14 protein-coding genes and 1 tRNA gene are annotated in these 20,264 nt (G+C 47.6%); 14 read left to right on the top strand and 1 reads right to left on the bottom strand.

Annotation, left to right across the window (positions count from 1 at the left end; genetic code table 11):
- Positions 1–79 precede the first annotated feature (79 nt).
- From aspA to AAH446_RS06190, 5 genes are all read left to right on the top strand, one after another.
- Positions 80–1,513 carry an aspartate ammonia-lyase gene (aspA, locus tag AAH446_RS06210; RefSeq protein ID WP_342905859.1) on the top strand — a complete coding sequence of 478 codons (1,434 nt, stop codon included), beginning with the start codon at positions 80–82 and terminating at the stop codon, positions 1,511–1,513.
- A 117-nt stretch (positions 1,514–1,630) separates the two neighbouring features.
- Positions 1,631–2,932 (top strand): anaerobic C4-dicarboxylate transporter, encoded by a 1,302-nt coding sequence (locus tag AAH446_RS06205; RefSeq protein WP_342905858.1) that lies wholly within the window; start codon positions 1,631–1,633, stop codon positions 2,930–2,932.
- 194 nt (positions 2,933–3,126) lie between these two features.
- Complete coding sequence (locus AAH446_RS06200) at positions 3,127–4,887, top strand: protein-disulfide reductase DsbD (RefSeq protein ID WP_342905857.1); 1,761 nt, start codon at positions 3,127–3,129, stop codon at positions 4,885–4,887.
- A 61-nt stretch (positions 4,888–4,948) separates the two neighbouring features.
- Positions 4,949–5,527, top strand: a complete 579-nt coding sequence (locus tag AAH446_RS06195) for a transcriptional regulator (protein ID WP_342905856.1) — start codon at positions 4,949–4,951, stop codon at positions 5,525–5,527.
- Between the two features lie 110 nt (positions 5,528–5,637).
- Positions 5,638–5,713 (top strand) — tRNA-Phe (locus AAH446_RS06190).
- Between the two features lie 1,915 nt (positions 5,714–7,628).
- Here the strand turns inward: AAH446_RS06190 and AAH446_RS06185 are convergent.
- Positions 7,629–7,988: a hypothetical protein gene (locus AAH446_RS06185; protein ID WP_342905855.1), complete on the bottom strand. Its 360-nt coding sequence runs from the start codon at positions 7,986–7,988 to the stop codon at positions 7,629–7,631.
- Positions 7,989–8,902: 914 nt separating this feature from the next.
- Here AAH446_RS06185 and AAH446_RS06180 point away from each other — a divergent pair.
- The 9 genes from AAH446_RS06180 (at position 8,903) to AAH446_RS06140 (ending at position 19,969) form a co-directional block, all read left to right on the top strand.
- Positions 8,903–9,622, top strand: coding sequence for a winged helix-turn-helix domain-containing protein (locus AAH446_RS06180; protein ID WP_342905854.1), 720 nt, complete (start codon positions 8,903–8,905; stop codon positions 9,620–9,622).
- A 512-nt stretch (positions 9,623–10,134) separates the two neighbouring features.
- A complete protein-coding gene (locus AAH446_RS06175) occupies positions 10,135–10,710 on the top strand; it encodes a winged helix-turn-helix domain-containing protein (protein WP_342905853.1) in 576 nt (191 codons plus the stop codon).
- A gap of 293 nt (positions 10,711–11,003) precedes the next feature.
- Positions 11,004–11,552, top strand: coding sequence for a fimbrial protein (locus AAH446_RS06170; RefSeq protein ID WP_342905852.1), 549 nt, complete (start codon positions 11,004–11,006; stop codon positions 11,550–11,552).
- A gap of 66 nt (positions 11,553–11,618) precedes the next feature.
- Positions 11,619–12,302, top strand: a complete 684-nt coding sequence (locus tag AAH446_RS06165) for a fimbrial biogenesis chaperone (RefSeq protein ID WP_342905851.1) — start codon at positions 11,619–11,621, stop codon at positions 12,300–12,302.
- Positions 12,303–12,408: 106 nt separating this feature from the next.
- Positions 12,409–14,937, top strand: coding sequence for a fimbria/pilus outer membrane usher protein (locus AAH446_RS06160; RefSeq protein ID WP_342905850.1), 2,529 nt, complete (start codon positions 12,409–12,411; stop codon positions 14,935–14,937).
- A 40-nt stretch (positions 14,938–14,977) separates the two neighbouring features.
- Complete coding sequence (locus AAH446_RS06155) at positions 14,978–15,922, top strand: fimbrial protein (protein WP_342905849.1); 945 nt, start codon at positions 14,978–14,980, stop codon at positions 15,920–15,922.
- Between the two features lie 251 nt (positions 15,923–16,173).
- Positions 16,174–16,530 carry a hypothetical protein gene (locus AAH446_RS06150; protein ID WP_342905848.1) on the top strand — a complete coding sequence of 119 codons (357 nt, stop codon included), beginning with the start codon at positions 16,174–16,176 and terminating at the stop codon, positions 16,528–16,530.
- Between the two features lie 57 nt (positions 16,531–16,587).
- Positions 16,588–17,880 carry an HlyD family secretion protein gene (locus tag AAH446_RS06145; protein ID WP_342905847.1) on the top strand — a complete coding sequence of 431 codons (1,293 nt, stop codon included), beginning with the start codon at positions 16,588–16,590 and terminating at the stop codon, positions 17,878–17,880.
- Positions 17,870–19,969 (top strand): peptidase domain-containing ABC transporter, encoded by a 2,100-nt coding sequence (locus tag AAH446_RS06140; protein WP_342905846.1) that lies wholly within the window; start codon positions 17,870–17,872, stop codon positions 19,967–19,969. Before AAH446_RS06145 ends, AAH446_RS06140 begins: the two co-directional genes overlap by 11 nt.
- Positions 19,970–20,264: the final 295 nt, after the last annotated feature.

Raw genomic sequence — 20,264 nt, 5'->3', positions numbered from 1 at the left:
TAATATTTACCCGATAATTTTTTGCGTGAGCGCCTCTTTACCCGAAGATAAATGCGCTGGCGATAATAAGAAGGTTCCCATGACGACAAGCATCCGCATCGAAGAAGATCTGTTAGGCATGCGTGAAGTTCCGGCAGAGGCTTACTACGGCGTTCACACTCTGCGCGCAATTGAAAATTTTTATATCAGCAGCAGCAAAATCAGCGATATTCCCGAATTTGTTCGCGGTATGGTAATGGTGAAAAAAGCGGCGGCGATGGCGAATAAAGCGCTGCAAACTATTCCCCGTAACGTGGCCGACGCCATCATCATGGCCTGTGACGAAGTGCTGGTAAACGGGAAATGTATGGACCAGTTCCCGGTGGACGTCTATCAGGGCGGCGCGGGCACCTCGGTCAATATGAACACCAATGAAGTGCTGGCTAATATTGGTCTGGAGCTGATGGGGCATCAGAAAGGGGAATACCAGTTTCTTAATCCCAACGACCACGTCAACAAGTGCCAGTCCACTAACGACGCCTACCCGACCGGCTTTCGCATTGCGCTTTATACCTCCATCGAAACCCTGCTGGAGGCAATTGGCCAGCTGAGCGAAGGTTTTCAGCGCAAGGCCAAAGAGTTCGAATCTATCCTGAAAATGGGGCGTACCCAGCTTCAGGATGCCGTGCCCATGACGCTGGGCCAGGAGTTTCACGCCTTTAACGTGCTGCTCAACGAAGAGATTAAAAACATCCGCCGCACCGCCGAGCTGCTGCTGGAAGTGAATCTGGGTGCCACCGCTATTGGTACGCGACTGAATACGCCGGAGGGTTACCAGCAGCTGGCGGTACAGAAGCTGGCGGAAGTCAGTAACCTGCCCTGCGTGCCGGCGGAAGATTTGATTGAAGCGACCTCCGACTGCGGCGCTTACGTGATGGTCCACAGCGCGCTTAAGCGTCTGGCGGTTAAGCTCTCAAAAATCTGTAACGATCTTCGCCTGCTCTCCTCGGGGCCCCGGGCGGGCCTGAATGAGATCAACTTACCGGAGCTTCAGGCCGGGTCATCGATCATGCCGGCGAAAGTAAATCCGGTTGTGCCTGAGGTCGTCAACCAGGTCTGTTTCAAGGTGATTGGCAATGATGTGACCGTCACCCTGGCTTCCGAAGCGGGTCAGCTACAGCTCAACGTTATGGAACCGGTTATCGGCCAGGCCATGTTCGAGTCCGTGCATATCCTGAGCAATGCCTGTCTGAACCTGCTGGAGAAATGCGTCAACGGCATCACGGCTAACAAAGCCGTTTGTGAAGCCTATGTCTTCAACTCTATCGGCATCGTTACCTACCTCAATCCCTACATTGGTCATCATAACGGCGATATCGTGGGGAAAATTTGCGCGGAAACGGGCAAGAGCGTACGGGAAGTCGTGCTGGAGCGCGGCCTGCTTACCGAAGCGGAGCTGGATGACATATTTTCCACCCAGAACCTGATGTTCCCGGTCTATAAAGCCAGACGTTACACTGATGAAAATGCGTAACTGCAGCACATCCTGACCTGATTAAGGCGCGCCGGTTTCCATAACGATGCGCCTTTTTTAATGGCGTGGCCTACATATTTTTAACGTTTAGTTTTCAAAATACTTAAGGAGAAAACCATGATCGTGCCGGAGTTAATTATTGTTCTTCTGGCGATCTACCTGGGCGCCCGCCTGGGCGGCATCGGCATCGGCTTTGCGGGCGGTGTGGGGATACTGATCCTGACGCTGGGCTTTCAAATCCCACCTGGCGCCATTCCCTTTGACGTCATTGAAATTATTATGAGTGTAATAGCCGCGATTGCGGCGATGCAGGTCGCGGGCGGCATGGATTATCTGGTGAGTCTGGCTGAACGACTGCTGCGCAGGCATCCCCGCTATATTACCTTTCTCGCCCCGCTGGTGACGTACAGCATGACGCTTCTGGCCGGCACCGGCCATACGGCGTTTTCCACTTTGCCGGTTATCGCCGAGGTGGCTAAAGAGCAGGGCGTACGTCCCTCCCGGCCGCTTTCTATTGCCGTCGTCGCCTCGCAAATTGCCATCACCGCTTCACCTATTTCGGCGGCCGTGGTGTTTCTTGCCGGGATACTGGAGCCGAAGGGCATAAGTTATCTCGCCCTGCTTGCGGTTTCTATTCCTTCAACCATGGTCGCCATTTTTATCGCGGCCCTGGTTACCAACTTTTTGGGAAAAGAGCTGAAGGACGATCCGGTTTATCAGGCGCGCCTGGCGAAGGGTGAAGTATCACTGCGCGGAGCCAGCGTGTTTGAAGAAAAACCTGGGGCAAAGCGTTCCGTCCTGCTGTTTTTGATCGGGATCGTTGCCGTCGTGCTCTACGCTACGGCCATCAGCGATGCCGTCGGCCTGATTACCAACCCTGTTCTGCCCCGCAATGAAGCCATTGTGGTATTTATGCTGACTATCGCCGCGCTGATCTGCCTGAGCTGTAAGGTGGATACCGCCAGAATTCTGTCAGCCAGTACCTTTAAGTCCGGCATGAGCGCCTGTATCTGCGTGCTGGGCGTGGCCTGGCTGGGAGATACCTTCGTGAAGGCGCATATCACTGAAATTCAGCAGTTCGCCGGGGAGCTGCTCACCGATTTCCCGTGGATGCTGGCGGTCGTGCTGTTCTTTGCCTCCACGCTGCTTTACTCCCAGGCCGCCACCACCAAAGCGTTGATGCCTGCGGCACTGCTGCTCGGCGTCTCTCCCGTGACCGCCGTCGCGTCATTTGCTGCGGTATCCGCGCTGTTTGTCCTGCCCACCTACCCCACTCTGCTGGCGGCGGTGGAAATGGATGACACCGGAACAACCCGCATCGGCAAATTTGTTTTCAATCACTCTTTTATTATCCCCGGTACGCTGGCGATTATTCTCTCGGTGATTTTTGGCTTTATCTTCGGTCACCTGATCCTCTGACGGTTGATCCTTCCCTGCCTTCACGGCGGTCACTGCCGCCATGGAGGCCGGTTACAACCTGAAAGACCTGCCGCTACCACTGCATGATATAGTCTGCGCTGTCCGTATAAGGATTACTCAGGGCTTCCTGCCATTATTTATTCCCCCGGACGTTTTATTCAGTCAGTTCAACATGGAAAGAGCGGTTACCTTTTATGGCCCAGCGCATCACAACACTTATTTTTCTGCTGCTTGCTGCCCTCGCAGGCGGCAGCGCGCATGCTTCGCTATTCGGGCAGAGCAGCAGCAGCCAGTTTGTACCGGTCAATCAGGCCTTTGCCTTCGATTTCACCCAGCAGGCCGATCGGCTGACCCTGAGCTGGCAGGTGAAGCCCGGCTACTATCTCTACCGCCAACAGATAAAAATCAGCGCGCAGGGCGCACAGCTTGCTGACTGGCAGTTACCGCCAGGAGAAGCGCATGAGGATGAGTTCTACGGCAAAACGGCGATTTTCCCTGAAAGCCTGACCTTACCGCTGAGGCTGCGCCAGGCGAATCAGGGCGCGACGGTGACGGTTACCTGGCAGGGCTGCGCGGCGGCAGGCTTCTGCTATCCGCCGGAGACGCGAACCCTCCCGTTAGATGCAGTCGCCGCGCCAACAGCGGCTTCGGCTTCGGCTTCGGCTTCGGCTTCGGCTTCGGCTTCGGCTTCGGCTTCGGCTTCGGCTTCGGCTTCAGCAAGCTTAACCGCCGCGCCCGCACACAAGCTGCCTTTTTCGCCGCTGTGGGCGCTGCTTATCGGCATCGGCGTGGCCTTTACGCCCTGCGTTCTGCCGATGTACCCCCTGATCTCCGGCATCATCCTTGGCGGTAGCCGCAGCTACTCGACGGGCCGTCTTTTTACGCTGGCGATGGTCTACGTGCAGGGTATGGCGCTGACCTATACGGTAATGGGGATCGTCGTGGCGGCGGCTGGATTACGTTTTCAGGCCGCCTTGCAGGCACCCGCCGTGCTTATCGGGCTCTCCGTGCTGTTTATCCTGCTGGCCCTTTCAATGTTTGGCCTGTTCAGCCTCCAGCTGCCTTCATCGCTGCAAACGCGCCTCACGCTGTGGAGCAACCGTCAGAAAGGCGGTTCGCTGCCGGGGGTGTTTCTGATGGGCGCGCTTGCCGGTCTGATTTGCTCACCCTGCACCACCGCGCCGCTGAGCGCTATTCTGCTTTACATTGCCCAGAGCGGGAACATGCTGGCCGGTGCGGGTACGCTCTGGCTTTACGCGCTGGGAATGGGCCTGCCGCTGATTGCCGTCACCGTATTCGGCAACCGCCTGCTGCCAAAGCGCGGCGTCTGGATGCAAACCGTCAAGGAAGGTTTCGGCTTTGTGATCCTTGCCCTGCCGGTTTTTCTGCTTGAACGCCTTACCGGCGAAGTCTGGGGGCTGCGCCTCTGGAGCGCGCTGGCGGTGGCCTTCTTCGGCTGGGCCTTCATCAGCCTGAAATCGTCTAACGGCTGGCTGCGGCTGGGCCAGATTATAATGCTTGCCGCCGCGCTGGTCGCGGCACGCCCGCTTCAGGACTGGGCCTTTGGCGCAGCTGAAACCCGGCATGCAGCTTCCCAGCTGGCATTTGACCGCGTGACGGATAGCGCAGAGCTGGATGCCGCTCTGGCTCAGAGCCGGGGCAGAATCACGATGCTCGATCTCTACGCTGACTGGTGTGTTGCCTGCAAAGAGTTTGAAAAATATACCTTCAGCGATCCCGGCGTTCAGACCTCGCTGAGCAATGTACAGCTGCTTCAGGCGGACGTGACCCGCAACAGCCCACGTGACAGTGAATTACTTCATCGTCTACAGGTCCTTGGCCTGCCGACGATCCTGTTCTTTGACGCCAACGGGAAAGAGATCCCGCATTCACGGGTGACGGGCTTTATGAAGGCTCCCGCCTTTCAGCAGCATTTGCAGAAACTGGCGCAGTAAACGACACTGGAAAACGACTTTCGGGCTAAGATGTGAAAAATGCAGACAAGAGGTGATCCACTTGCAACGTGAACAGGTACTCGAGCATGCGCTAAACATCCTTGAGCAAAATGGCCTGGCTCCCACCACCTCATTCGCTATGATGGCAAAAGAGGTGCAGTGTGAAGAGCAGGATTTGAAACGATTCTGGCCTGACCGCGAGGCGCTGCTCTACGACGCCCTGCGCTACCACAGCCAGCAGATTGATATCTGGCGTCGCAAACTGCTGCTCGACGATACGCTAAACGCGGAGCAGAAGCTGCTGGCGCGCTATCAGGTGCTGGCCGAAGCCGTAAACAATAATCGCTATCCCGGCTGTCTGTTTATTGCCGCCTGTAGCTTTTACCCCCAGCCCGACCATCCTGTTCATCAGGTTGCCGAACAGCAGAAACGTGCCTCGTGGCAGTACACGCACGATCTGCTGACCGAGCTGGGAACCGATAATCCCGAGCTGGTCGCCCATCAGATGGAGCTGATTCTGGAAGGCTGCCTCAGCCGCCTGCTGGTTAAACGCAATGTGCAGGAAGTGGAAACGGCCCGCACCCTGGCGGAAGACGTGCTGAGCTTCGCGCTGTGTCGCAAAAACGGCGCGCTAACCTGAACAAGTTTCGCACTGACTGACCGAAAAGCAGGCAGTCAGTGCGGGTTTAGCCACTTTCTTTGACAAACCCGTTGACGGCAGGCCGCCTTTACGGTTTAATGCGCCCCGTTGCCCGGATAGCTCAGTCGGTAGAGCAGGGGATTGAAAATCCCCGTGTCCTTGGTTCGATTCCGAGTCCGGGCACCATCATTTAAAGAACCCGCCTTACGGCGGGTTTTTGCATTTCAGGGCTAGCCCAGCAATTCAACGATACTACAAAAGTCTTACACTGCCGTGCCGCTTCAGGTAGCCTCTACAGGGCTGGATTCTCCCAGCGGAAATTCGCAGCAATCCCCATGGGCCGCAAACATACGCCATTTACCTCCCTTTCGCGTCGAAAAAGTCGGGCTCACACTCTAAAAATCAAAACCTTTATCCACCGTGAACGCGACACCATGGGTGGCATCCTCTATGACGAATGCGACTATGATATGGCAGCTGCCAGTGTCAATTTGACCTTGAGTGACATTATTTTTCCTCGGCTATGATCCAGCTGTTTTCTGGAATGCAGAGATTATCACCGCGAATGTGGCCTTTGCCGATGCTGTAGAAGAAACAGCATTCAATGAGGCCCTATCGAGGCTTGATGCTGTCAGCAAATATCAGGCAACGTATCTTGATTTAGCGCGGGGTATCAGTAGTAATAGCAAAATTTTCAGCCATACGTGGGAACATAAACCTGACCTGATATACCCGTAGCTTGATGGACTGGCTTTCAGTAATTTTGCCGCCAAACGGGCGGGGGAAATTGCACGTGATAATCCTCCAGCCGTTTACTGCGGTTATCAAATCCTACCGGGGTACGTTGCAGGGATTGGCTTGCGGATTATCGTTGAGGATGATGTATTAAATCGTGATGCGATTGAAGCAGCCATTTCAGATTTCCTTGCTCGCGCGGAACGCAACTGGGTTTCTGACATACCAGCACGTGCCCGCTATTCGAACAAGATTCACTGCAAACCGCTCAACATCACAGACGTGAATAAGCAAAAATGAACATCTTAAACCCCAAAATAATATTCCTCATATCCGGGCGGTTGGCGACCGCGCTTAATATGAGGAAAAACCATGGCAACAACCCGTACTGAACGACGCCACCATATGCGTCGAATGAAAAAAAGACGACGACACGACAACGCGGTTGGCGACGGCAGCCCAAAACATCTGGGCCAACATTATAAAACCCCGTGTAGCTGTTCCTGCTGGATGTGTGGACACCAGCGTTACTGGTATGGACCAGGCATGCAGGAGCGACGCGCACGGGCAAAAAATACGTAAGGAGGACACATGAGGTAACTATTCATAACAGGAACCTACTATGTCTGTTTTTAATACACGAAGGGACCGCGATCGTAACGGTAAACCAAAACCCCATTACCATGTGGGTTATCCTGGATTCGACGGCAAGATGATGCACCATCACGATCGCATCTCTGGGTTCTGGCCGAACTGGAACGCCAGTCATTGCCCGTCAGCCTGGACGCGTATGTTTATGACCAGGCCACGCCGGGCAAAGGAATCCGTCGCTATTGCGCGAATCATGAAGGGAAATGATCCCAACGGGATCCTGTTCCCTCACCGCACTAAGCCGTATGTATATTATTACTGAACCCTGCCCCCTTCCTGGGGGCTTTATTACCGGAATCAGTGGCAATAAGAACGGGCTGGTCTGTATCGATAGACTGTTAGTATCCGGGTAAAACGGGCCACACCTTATTACAGAACTGACACGCGTTTTGAAAATCTTCTTGTCCCTGGTTCGATTCCGGGTCGGACACCATCGTTTAAAGAACCCGCCCTACGGCGGTTTTTTGCTTTTCTGAGCTAGCTTAGCAATTCAATCTTGCCCTCTTCTGCCATTACCACACACACCTGTGCACCGCAGTTCGCTCTCACTTTCTGCATTTCTTCGCAACGCGGTTCTCCTGCATTCACTGGCGCTATTCCACAGCGTTAAGCCTTAAAGATATTTGGTTAACAAAGCAATCGAAGCGCAGCATTGCGTGCTGTAGATTACTTAAAAAACCGCAAAAGAGTTGCTTAGTATTATTAAAAACTGCCCCTACTCCAGCTCTCTTTCACACTGTTTGAACATTGCCGAGATTTTCCCATCTACCTCCGCTTCTTGTTTACCGTAGTAGGCGTATACGCTGGTTTGATGATGACCAAAATGCGATGCCTCCAGCCACGCGACGAGCGTACCCTTTTCCAGCAGATTAAAACGTCTATCGCCATCTGCAGAGGGATCATCTTTTTCCAGGAGCAAGTTCTGCCGGTAAGCTTCCCTCTCCAGACAATCCTCGACCTGCCTGACATTTCCGGAAAAATAGGCGTTCTTTACAGATGGATGTGAGCCTACTGTGCCTGTATCCACGCAGCCGGAAAGCAGCACGCTCAAAATAACTATGAAAAGCTTATTCATCTTCAACCTCCTTTATCAGGCACTTTTAATGGCAGATGTTAATAGCATGATTCACTTGTATAATCATTTTACTATGAAATGCTTACGGCGGAGACATCTTACTGTAACCTCTTTTAAACGAGATATGGTTAATGGCCCCCCTTCTTGAGGATTTATTCTGCTGAAGAATACCGATCTTTAATTTAAACTGACGTTGATGCAATATACCTTCTATGAAAGCCATTTTTAACAAAAAATAGTTTTATGTTTGTCCTCTCTGGTTAGCCGGGTCAGTACATTGCGCAATGTTAAAAAGAAATATATCAAACAACATTTGATTTACATTTTATTCAATTATTCATTCTCATTGTTATTCTTCTATTACTCTTTTCCAACGTAAAACTCTCAGGCTCAATATTATTGTGGTTACTGAAAAATCCAGAAACAAATGCAGGCAATTTTCGCCCTGTTGTCATGGGTCTGGCCGCCTGTTCATTGCCTGCAATCTCTTTTACGGCCTCACTAAGCAAGGATGATATTGCAGGCTTTCGAAACCTTCCCCACGCTACGCCTTATGCCATACTGACTGACAGGATGAGTAGCTATTGATATGAGCCTATAAAATAACATTATCAATTATTTGTTCTGAACAGCCTGAAATGGATACTGACACCCGAATCCTCGTGAATACCTTAATAAAATCAAAAAGTTATAATTTATTTCAGCTGCATTTAATTTATAAGCATTGCTGTTATGCTGCAATATCACAATTTTGGCATAGAAAAATTCATTACAGGCATTCCGTTTACGCGTGACAGGAAGTATGATTGTCTTAAATGTTACAATTTGAAACACAGGAGGCATCTTTATTTAAAAGAGACAGTTTTTTTTAAAATCATTAATTAATATAAGATATTGGACAGATAAGAAAAAAAATGAAAAGAAAATATATAATCAATAAAAACATTTGTTTCGATCCGATGTTAAAAACCTTAACAAGGATGGATATTAACACTTCAGCCACCATTAATTATCCCGCAGCATTATGTTTTCTTAAGCTAGTTAAGAATCAGGGAGAGATTATCAGGCAGGAAGAGTTCATGGATGAGGTCTGGCATAAAAATGGCCGCTATGTATCGTCTAATACATTTTATCAAAATATTTCAATCTTGCGAAAAGCGCTAAAAAAAATTGGCCTCGGTGATAACACACTGATTACAATACCACGAAAAGGCATAATATTATCAGAAGATATCACGATTGAAGTCGCTCATCACAATATAGGCATCCACGATACTCACATAAATGTAAAAATGAAAAGACCAGAGGATAGCTTTCTTTCAGTTCAGAGCGATACCTGCGCAGTAAAAACAGAAGAAAGGAGCAAGCCCGTTCCTCTCCATAGCGATTATACAAGCGCGCCGAAAAATAGCGATGAATTGACAATACGTAACCCCCCACATTCTAACTTTATCGTCAGGGAGAAAATCATAAGTACAATAAAATCATTACAGAATATAAAATGCAAATCACCAAAATTAAACAGACAGTTAATATTAATCAGCCTGATTATCTTTTCCCAGGACATCAACTTTAAAAAGCATATCGGGAATAATCCTCTCCCTACTATGAGCGAATGTCAGCTTTTGAAATGAAAATAATTAAGTGATGCTAATGATATATTATCATTCTAGTCGCTAATTTGGCACAATTGCGAAGTTTATAGCTATCCTGTAGTTATGCTCTGTGAGCATTGCTCGCGGACCAGATTTATCTTGCATAAATCAGATCCTTTTCAGCAACGATGAGAATTTCAGTATTCAACTTATGCTGCGTGCCGATCGCCAGACTCATCGCAATTGTGCCATAACCTGGAAAATCCAATATATTTTATAATGATAACTTAGCGTTAAATTAATATAAAAGTCAATCTTTTCAATAAGTTAAGCCTTGCGCATGATGGAAATTCATATTAATCTCAAGTATAAATAATACCATTTAAGTTTTAGAGAAATAAAATTCATATTGACCCATCTGGACTTCATAGTGTTATTCCGATAACTATATAGTTTATATGCTGCAGTCTATAAATTATACTTTACTATAAAAATCTTATGAATTTAATTTTTTATATAATTAAATAGATTTAAACATACCAGAGGTTAATATGAGAAAATTATCCATTACTAATGATTACAGAGAAGACATAGTTTTTATCATTAATGACAATACATACTTTTACCCCACCAGAAACCAACTAATAACAAAGCGCAATAAAAACACCAGAATAACGAGTATTAATGCACCTGCAAGTAAGTGCTTGCAAATACTTCTGATGAATCCAGGCAAAGTAATTTCACGGGAATTTTTTTTCGAAGAGGTTTGGGGGAAAAAGGGTATCATTGTTTCGCAGAACACCTATTATCAAAACATATCAATATTAAGAAAGGCCCTCAGGGAAACAGGCCTGACTGAAAAGTTCATAGTCACAGTTCCTCACAAAGGTCTGACGCTTAGCAAAACACTAAAAATAAAAATTTGCGAAAAAAACAAACTCTTAAATATTGATAGCTTAAGCTTTATCCAGGAAGGAAAAGACGCTCACTCTGATGATAATGAGGCAGAAGGTAATGTTCACATTAACGGCCCGGAAAAAAACAGGCTCATTTACATCATCATTAACACAGTAATACTGATATTCCTGATAGCATATTTAAGCAAAACGTTTTTATCCACCTCGTAAACCATTGTCCTGCTTACACCCTAAAAACATTGAATCTACAAAAGCATAAAATTTTTTACATAACAGAAATATTCATATATGAACAAAACTAAAGCATCATATAAAGTGAGAACGTGAAGAGAAAAACTCACATCCCCCTGGAAAAATTCATGCTGGGTGATACACAAATCTGGTTTACTTTAGTCGCTCTGCAGAAAATAGTAGCAGACTGAGCCGCGATAATTTGGCATTCATCATGCCATGCCGCATGACCATTTATCGTGAATGGATGAAGTAATAAAAAGGAAGAAATAATGAAAAAGTTAAATAAAACCCTGACAGCAGTAACCTTATTGGGTCTTATCTCATCAGCACCGGGAATGGCTGCTGACGGCACAATTAATTTCAAAGGGAACATTATAGATTCAGCATGTACCGTCGATGTTAACGGTACTGGCCTGGCAACGGCGGATGTGGATATGGGGAACGTGCATAAAAGTGCTTTCACCGGCGTTGGTTCTACCGCAGGCGGAGATGCAAGCGCAACGAAGTTCAACATTCTTCTGAAAAATTGCCCGGACACGGTATCAACAGCGAAAGTAAAATTTGATGGTGTTGCCTACGCGGGCGATAACACCGCTCTGGCGCTGAGTGAAGAAACTGGCGTAGCTACCGGCGTTGGTATTCAGCTCTCTGACAAAAATGGTATTTTACCTCTCTTTACAGAATCAGCAGCTTACACCCTGGTCAGTGGCGAAGAAAACGTCAATACGCTGGATTTCTATGCTCGCTATATTCAGAAAGCAGCGACGGTCACACCAGGTCCGGCCAACTCTGTAGCAACCTTCACTGTTAATTATTAATACGTGAGTTCTGGTGCCGCCCTGGCTTCAGGGTGGCGCTTTTTTCTGTCATAGTAAGGTTTGATAATGCGCAATATCTCACTGTTGTTCACCCTGGTTTTCCTTTTTATCTCCACAACGGTTAACGCAGGCGTAATCATTGGCGGCAGCCGTATGATTTATCACGGTGATAAAAAAGAAGATGCCATCAGCATTGAAAACCCTGATGCTTCACCCTTTCTTATTCAGTCATGGATAGAAGACGCCACCGGCACTCTGCTGAAAGACAATACCCCATTTATTGTCACACCTCCATTATTCCGTCTCGATAGTAAACAAAAAAACATTTTACGAATAGTCAGAACCATGAGGAGTCTGCCTCAGGATAAAGAGTCACTCTATTGGCTAAACATTAAATCTATTCCTTCAAAATCCAATACCGATAAAAATACTTTACAGATTGCCGTCCGTTCCCGGTTAAAACTGATCTATCGCCCTGACAGCTTGAGTGACGAAGGTCCGGAGCAGCAAGCGATTAAACTGCAATGGGTAAGGAAAAACAATAAATTAACCGTAACCAACCCCTCCGCTTACTTTATAAACTTTATGTCTGTCAGGATCAATAATAAAAAAATCACCGAAGGTGGTTTTGTTGCTCCGGGCGCTTTGGTTACTTTTGACATGCCCACAGGCGTAACAACAGGCGATCTTAGCTGGCGAATTATTAATGATTATGGCGGCATAGGGGCTGAGCATCACACTCAGATTTAATAATCTGTAAACTAGTATCTCACAAGGTGACACTGATATATCCACCTTATCTGGCAACGCATTTTATGTTCACGTAATGCCGGTATTTATGCAATGGAGTGTAAATATGAACAGCGCTAAAAAAAAGGACTTCCCGTGCCTGTTTTTCATCGCGGCGTTCATTCCCATCCTTTTTATAACAAAAAGCCTGGCGGGTGAAACCTTCAATCCTGATTTTCTGAAAAATAGTGCTGATAACAGCTTTAGCACAGACCTTTCCGTCTTTGAGAATAGCCGTGCTCAGGCGCCGGGTAACTATATTGTTGATATCTGGCTAAACAATCGTTTTATTGAATCGCAAAATGTAGCATTTTACGCCGCGCAAAAGGAAGAGAGCGGTCTGACGCCGTGCTTAAAGCTGATAATGTTGCAATCTTATGGCATCAGGACAAAAGCTTTTCCGGAAATGAAAGAAGACGAACGCGGCTGCGTGAATATTTCGGCCATCCCTCAGGCCACCGCAACATTTAACTTTAATAGCCAGCGTCTGATACTAAGTATCCCACAAGCCGCTCTGCTGGCGAGTGCAAGAGGTTACGTATCCCCGGCACAGTTTGATGAAGGCATCACTGCACTATTACTTAACTATCGTTTTGCCGGCGCCAAAAATTACGCACTTAATGAAACGGCCCGTGACAATGAGAGCTATTATCTTAACCTGAGACCCGGCCTTAACATTGGCGCATGGCGCTTACGCAATTACACTATCTGGAATCGTTACAGTACTTCATCGCATAGCGGTAAGTGGGATTCGGTTTATACCTATCTGCAACGCAATATTGTGCCGATTAGATCGCAACTGACGTTGGGTGAGAGCACGTCTCCTTCCGATATATTTGAGAGCGTACCTTTCCGCGGCGCGCAGCTGGCTTCTGATGATGAGATGCTGCCGGAAAGCCTGCGTGGCTACGCACCAGTAGTGCGCGGCACAGCCCGCAGCAATGCGCAGGTCATCGTTCGCCAAAACGGTTACATTATATATCAAAGCTATGTTGCGCCAGGTTTTTTTGAAATCAACGACTTATACGCTACCGGCGGCAGCGGCGATCTTTATGTCACGATTAAAGAAGCTGACGGCAGCGAACAAAATTTAGTTGTCCCCTATGCTTCTCTGCCGGTTTTAGTACGCGAAGGCCATCTTAAACACAGCTTCACTTCCGGCCAGTACCGCCCCCATGATAGTTCGGTTGACAGCCAAAGTTTCAGCCAGGCAACGCTAATTTATGGTCTGCCGGGAAATATCACGCTTTATGGCGGTGGACAGTTTGCGGCCAGCTATCAGTCGCTTGCTTTCGGATTCGGCAAAAACTTTGGTCAGTTTGGTGCTTTTTCTACAGATATTATCAACGCGTGGGCAACGCCAAAAGACAAGAGCAAAGTAAACGGCCAGTCGTTACGGGTGCGCTACAGTAAAAATTTCGCTGAGACCGGGACTAACTTCGCCATCGCAGGCTATCGCTACTCAACGCGTGATTACTATTCCCTGACGGAACTGATGGACACTTACCGTAACGATCCGACGCCCGCATGGCAGGAACAGGCCCGCAATCGTACAGAATTAACCCTCAATCAGAATCTGGGAACCCGTGCCGGGTCGATCAGTATCAGCCTGCTGCGTGAAGATTTCTGGCAGACGGATCGCCGTCTGGAATCCTTTTCGTCCAGCTATAACAATAGTTATAACGGCATCAGCTACGGCGTGAATTATAGCTTTAACCGTAATTCTTCCAGCCTGTCTGGCGGGTATTACGGTAAAGACCAGGTTATTTCATGCAACGTCTCGGTACCGCTGGATCGCTGGCTGTCTAATACCTGGGCTAGCTATACGGTTACCAGCAGCAAGCCGGGTAATACCGGACAAAGTCTGGGCTTAAGCGGCATGGCGCTCGAACATAACAATCTGACATGGAACGTCCGGGAAGGATACGCCAGCCAGGGAGTGGGAAATAGCGGCAATCTTGATGCCGGATATCGCGGTACATATGGTGAAGTTACCGCGGGTTATGGTTACGACAGAACAATGCGCAGACTGAATTACGGCTTAGAAGGCGGGCTTGCGGTACATAAAGATGGCGTGACGTTAGGTCAGGCATTTGGCGATACGGCAGCGTTAGTGATGGCGCCAGGGGCCAGCGGAGTGCAGGTCATTAACCACACCGGGGTAAAGACGGATTTCCGTGGTTACACAATCGTGCCTAATATTACGCCCTATCGGCAGTCGGATATTGTGCTTGATACCACTACGTTACCTGAAGAGGTTGATCTGGAGTTAGCCACTAAAAGCGTGGTCCCCACCAGAGGTGCACTTGTTCACGCGCCCTTCTCAGCTCAAGTAGGCGCGCGCGCCATTATGACGCTGCGCTATAAGGGCCAGCCAGTACCTTTTGGTGCTATTGCTGTCGACCAGGCTCAGCCCGACAAGCAGGGATATATTGTTGGTAATGACGGCCAGGTCTATCTGAATGGTTTGAAATCTACAGGCAATCTTCTGGTTCAGTGGGGGACATCCAATGATAAAAAATGCCATGTCGCCTTTAAATTACCGGACCAAAAATCAGAGACCGGCATTCAGATGTTAAACGGTATTTGCCAGTAACCTGAAATAATAAACCCGCAGCGCTACCTGGAATAAAAAAATGGACTTCTTCAAAATCAATTTGCAGTTACAATTTCTGTTCATATTATTATCTCTTTCTTCAGTATGCCATGCCGGAAGTTGCATGATGGGAACCTCCGTAAAAGCCACTACTGGCGCCCTGAATCTTGCTATCGATCCAGGTGTCGCTATAGGTGATATTTTGGGTTATCGCTACAGTAAGGGTTTTGCAGGGCAAACCCTGGTTCTTGGCTGCACCGGCAGTTCCCCCTATCGTTCAGCATCGTTATTAACTGCCAGCACCACGGTTGCAGGGGCGTATGAAACTGGTATACCCGGTGTGGGCGTGATAATTGGCGATTTGTATAAAACAGGTATGACAGTTCCCTATACGACTTCGCTCGGCCCTGGCGCATTAACACCCTGGACTACCCGGGATGAGGTCAGGCTTACCTTCGTCAAAACGGGTCCAGTAACGCCCGGCACTAGCGGCAACAAGGTTTATGGTAATTTTTATCTGAACTCTAGTGTCTTCGCCACTCTAACGGTCAGCAGTCTGACTGTGATACAGAAAAGCTGTCTGGCTGATGTGAATTCTAAAAATCAGATCGTTGATTTGGGAAGCCCCAATCGCAGTGAGTTTAGCGGTGTGGGCAGTACGGCCGTGTCCTCAGAACGAAACTTCAGCGTTATCATGCAGTGTGAAGCAGACAATATCCCGGTCCAGGTAACGTTTGACCCGGTCGGAACTTCTCAGGGAGAGGGACAGCTCCCCCTGACCACGGACAATAATTCTGCTTCAGGCGTCGCCGTAGAGATCCTTGATATAAATCGGGTTCCTTTAACTTTTGCCACAGCAAAGACTTATCATAATAGTGCGGAGAGAAAAATTGAAATACCGCTAATCGCACGCTATAAACAAACTGGAAGTATTACGCCGGGAACAGCAAATGCTGCTATGACATTTACCATTACTCAAAATTGACCTGTGGGTGAAACGCCCATTGCGAATAAATAATCACCTGCGCAATCATCATATAATCAGAAAAGCACCTTTTATACCAGTTAAGACTCAATTTTTAAGATAAAAGCAAAAAAGTTAAGTTAAAGACAAGATCAATTCACATTAAATAATTTGCCCATCTAAATAAAAACATTTAAGGTTTATTTACCGTGAAAGCGGGAAATCAATGGAAGGCCATATCAAAGGCTTTTTTACACAAAAGGAGCAATAAAATGAAAGAAATTTCTCTCAATGAAATGGATGATGTATCTGGCGCGTATAGCTGGGATTTTAGCAGCTTTACCTCCCTGCTTGGCAGTACTATCGCAAATGCGGGCGAACTGGTTGCTTCTGCGACTATCGGGGCCTGCGTGGGCACCATGGCGGGCGCCGTTATTGGCGGTAAGCATGGCGGCGACGGCGGCGGTATTCTTGGATTTGGTATCATCGGTCAGGGAGTAGGTATGATCGGTGCAGGCATCATTGGTGGCGTCGCCAGCGGTATCGCTGCTGCGGTTGTTGGCTGGGATACTACCGAAAAATATGCTTTTCAGGCTGTCGATGGTCTGATCAACGGTACAATTTCTTAATAATACCTGTTTCAAAGAGCCACATTCGTGGCTCTTTTTTTTCCGCTGGAACACCCCATGGAAAACAATAATAAAAAAAGTATATTCCGCAGTAATGCAATAAATTATCAACGCCAGAAATGGGTGGGAAAAGCGCTGCTCCTCTCTAAAATTCCGGCGCCACTGGTGGCAGTGACTTGCCTGGTTTTCGTGATTACTATTTTGCTGGCGATGGTTTTTTTTGACTATAACAGAAGAATTGACGTTGATGGCGAAGTCATCACTCTCCCTCACGCTATTAACATATACTCGCCTCAGCAGGGCTATATTATCACCCGCTTTGTTAAAGTTGGCGACCGGATTAAGAAAGGCGATCCGATCTATGAAATAGATGTTTCCCGCACGATCGCCTCCGGTAGTGTAACCAGCGCCGCCCTTGAGTCGATTAAGATCCAGAAAGAAAAGCACCTTGAAATCATCTCCAAGCTAAAAAATAATAAAAGATCCACGTTAGAAAACGTGCAAACGCAAATTGATAACTATGCTGCTGCACATAAAGAAACGGAAAAAATGGTCAAAAGCGCCCGCGAAGGGGTGCGAAAAATGAATGCCAGCCTGAGTAATTATGAAAACTATCTGAAAAGAGGATTGATTACGCAGGATCAGCTTAATTACCAGCGTGCGCAGTCACTTTCACAGCAGAGTGTTTATCAGGGGCTGAACAATCAGAGCATGCAGGAAATTATTCAACTTTCCCAGCTACGTAGCGATATGCTTACTCGCGCGGCGGACTTTGATAATCAAATTTCACAAAATGAATCGCAGCTCAGCGACCTCGAACGGCAGCTGGCAGAGTATAAGGCCAGTGGCAGTCTCATTATCACCTCCAGAGTGGACGGACTGATTCAATCCCTGAGCGTAACGCCTGGACAGATGGTCGATACGGGTGCCAGCCTGGCACAGATAAAGCCTACAGATAATGTTCAGTATTATCTGCTACTGTGGCTACCGGACCACAGCCTGCCCTACGCAAAAAGAGGCGATCGCATTAATATTCGCTATAACGCATTCCCCTCGGATAAGTTCGGTCAGTTCCCCGGAGAAATAGCATCAATCTCCTCTATTCCAGCCTCGCCTCAGGAAATGAGTGGCTACAGCAGCGGCACTCATCAGGACAAAGGCGCATACTACAAGGTTCTTGTCTCAATTAATCAAACCGCCTTTAGCGATAAAGGCAAGACGCTTGAAATAGCCAGCGGTCTCCAGGCAAAGGCAATTATCTTCCTTGAGAAAAGGCCATTATACCAGTGGGCTATTGCGCCAGTTAATAAAATTAAAAATAGCGTGAGCGGAGTTGTCGATGACAAGTAAGTCTCTTTTTGAAAAAATTAACAGTAAAATTAATTTCTCCTTGCGCCGAAAGGTCCCCAAAATATTGCAGTCTGAATCGTCAGAATGTGGACTGGCCTGCCTGGCGATGGTTTCTTCATACTATGGCCTTAACGTTGATCTTTTTAACCTGCGTCAGCAATTTGGCATATCGACAAAAGGGGCGACGTTAAAGCTTGTGGCCAATATCGCCTCTCAGCTTCAGCTGAAAACTCGGGCACTTTCACTGGATATCGATGATGTAAAAAAACTAAGAACACCCTGCATATTACATTGGGATATGAACCATTTTGTTGTGCTGGTAAAAGTTCGCCATAATGCATTTGTTATCCACGATCCCGCTTTCGGACGGCGAGTCGTCGGCATACAGGATATGTCAAATCATTTTACTGGCGTAGCACTGGAACTCTGGCCTGATAAAGAATTTCAAAAGGAAACGATAAAGACGAAACTCCGCCTGACAGACCTGATGCGAAACATTAACGGTCTTACGGGCGCGCTGATAAAAATATTTTCACTGTCGGTAGTGATTGAATCTGTTAATTTACTTTTACCCGTTGGTACGCAGCTGGTTACCGATCACGTCATTCAGGCGCATGATTACGATCTCTTAACCGTAATCTGCCTTGGCTTGATTGTTTTTACCTTGTTCAAGGCTTTTGTCAGCGCCATCCGCGCATGGACATCTATCGCGCTTGGAACCCTTACTGATGTGCAGTGGAAAACCACCCTGTTCGATCATCTTATGAAATTACCGTTGTCTTTTTTTGAGAAAAGACACCTGGGGGATATTCAGTCCCGCTTCTCATCCCTGGACGCCATACGGACAACCTTTACCAACAGTATTGTCACCGGCATTATTGATACCATTATGACTGTTGGCCTTTTTGCGATGATGATGGTTTATGGCGGCTGGCTGGTATGGGTGGTGTCAGGTTTTACCCTTTGTTATGCACTGTTGCGTCTGCTGACCTATCGCCTTTATCGCCAGTTATCCGAAGAGCAGATTGTGAAGGGAGCCAAAGCCAGTTCTCATTTTATGGAGACGCTTTACGGGATTTCGACGGTCAAAGTACTCGGCATTGACCGCATCCGTTCAGGCCACTGGCTAAACCTGAATATTGACGCCACCAATACCGGTATTAAGATCACGCGTTTCAATATGCTGTTTGGCGGCATTAATACGCTTATTTCTGCGCTGGATCAGGTTGCGATTCTCTGGCTGGGTGCGGCCATGGTAATTGATAACACTATGACGCTCGGGATGTTTATGGCATTTAACTCTTATCGCGGGCAGTTTTCGCAGCGTGCTTCCAGCCTGATCGATCTGACATTAAGCTTGCGTATGCTCTCACTACATAATGAGAGGATCTCCGATCTTATTTTTACGGAGGCGGAAGCAGAAGTCCCCCCACGTACCGTTTTTCAACCAGGAACAGGCATTGCTCTTGAAGTTAAAAAGCTGACTTATCAGTATGATGCTGTATCCAGACCTGTATTTGTCGATATAGATATGACGATCCAGCCCGGTGAAAGCGTAGCGATAGTGGGCGCTTCCGGTGCCGGAAAAACCACACTTCTTAAAGTCATGAGCGGACTTTTAATACCAACCAGCGGACAGATACTGGCGGGAGGTCTTGATATTCATAAAATTGGTCTGAATAATTTTCGGCAAAGTATCGCCTGCGTACTACAGGATGACAGGCTTTTCTCAGGATCCATCGCTGATAATATCAGCGGCTTTACCCCAGATGCTGACAGAGAGTTGATTATGGCCTGCGCCATTTACAGTAATATCCATCATGAGATTATGAGTATGCCTATGGGCTATGAAACGTTGATTGGTGAGCTGGGATCGGGAATTTCGGGTGGCCAGAAACAGCGGCTCTTTATCGCCCGCGCACTGTATCGCCGGCCGGGTATATTGTTTATGGATGAAGCGACCAGTCATCTGGACATTGATAACGAAACCGCGATTAATAATGCTATCTCTTCGCTAAAAATCACCCGTATTATTGTAGCTCACCGCCCCTCAACGATTGCGTCTGCGAACAGGGTGATCACGTTATAGTATGCTGGTTAAAGCAAAATAACATTATTTCAATATATAGCAATATCAGATGATATTAGCATACTGACGAACAGAGTCTCTTCTGACAGAAGGATAATGACATTACGTTCAGGAGTACCGCGCTGACGGAACAACTCTGACAGCGCACCTCTTTTTTATTATTATTTCTTTAATCAGAATGTTATTATGGCATTATCAAATCCAGCCCCTTCCATGATCATTCTTTCTTCCTCTCGGATTCTGTTTGACGGGAAAGTTAAAACTCATGTTAAATATTTATAAAATTTGTGTTGAT

The sequence above is a fragment of the Erwinia psychrophila genome, from assembly GCF_039023475.1.
Classification (GTDB): Bacteria; Pseudomonadota; Gammaproteobacteria; order Enterobacterales; family Enterobacteriaceae; genus Erwinia.
This window is presented reverse-complemented; position numbering and strand designations above follow the sequence as displayed.

Bases quoted from the DNA above. Each gene is read 5' to 3' on its own strand.
- AAH446_RS06185 (WP_342905855.1), bottom strand. From the start codon at position 7,988: ATGAATAAGCTTTTCATAGTTATTTTGAGCGTGCTGCTTTCCGGCTGC.
- AAH446_RS06165 (WP_342905851.1), top strand. From the start codon at position 11,619: ATGCGCAATATCTCACTGTTGTTCACCCTGGTTTTCCTTTTTATCTCC.
- AAH446_RS06175 (WP_342905853.1), top strand. From the start codon at position 10,135: ATGAGAAAATTATCCATTACTAATGATTACAGAGAAGACATAGTTTTT.
- AAH446_RS06150 (WP_342905848.1), top strand. From the start codon at position 16,174: ATGAAAGAAATTTCTCTCAATGAAATGGATGATGTATCTGGCGCGTAT.
- AAH446_RS06170 (WP_342905852.1), top strand. From the start codon at position 11,004: ATGAAAAAGTTAAATAAAACCCTGACAGCAGTAACCTTATTGGGTCTT.
- AAH446_RS06180 (WP_342905854.1), top strand. From the start codon at position 8,903: ATGAAAAGAAAATATATAATCAATAAAAACATTTGTTTCGATCCGATG.
- AAH446_RS06155 (WP_342905849.1), top strand. From the start codon at position 14,978: ATGGACTTCTTCAAAATCAATTTGCAGTTACAATTTCTGTTCATATTA.
- AAH446_RS06140 (WP_342905846.1), top strand. From the start codon at position 17,870: ATGACAAGTAAGTCTCTTTTTGAAAAAATTAACAGTAAAATTAATTTC.
- aspA (WP_342905859.1), top strand. From the start codon at position 80: ATGACGACAAGCATCCGCATCGAAGAAGATCTGTTAGGCATGCGTGAA.
- AAH446_RS06200 (WP_342905857.1), top strand. From the start codon at position 3,127: ATGGCCCAGCGCATCACAACACTTATTTTTCTGCTGCTTGCTGCCCTC.
- AAH446_RS06205 (WP_342905858.1), top strand. From the start codon at position 1,631: ATGATCGTGCCGGAGTTAATTATTGTTCTTCTGGCGATCTACCTGGGC.
- AAH446_RS06145 (WP_342905847.1), top strand. From the start codon at position 16,588: ATGGAAAACAATAATAAAAAAAGTATATTCCGCAGTAATGCAATAAAT.
- AAH446_RS06160 (WP_342905850.1), top strand. From the start codon at position 12,409: ATGAACAGCGCTAAAAAAAAGGACTTCCCGTGCCTGTTTTTCATCGCG.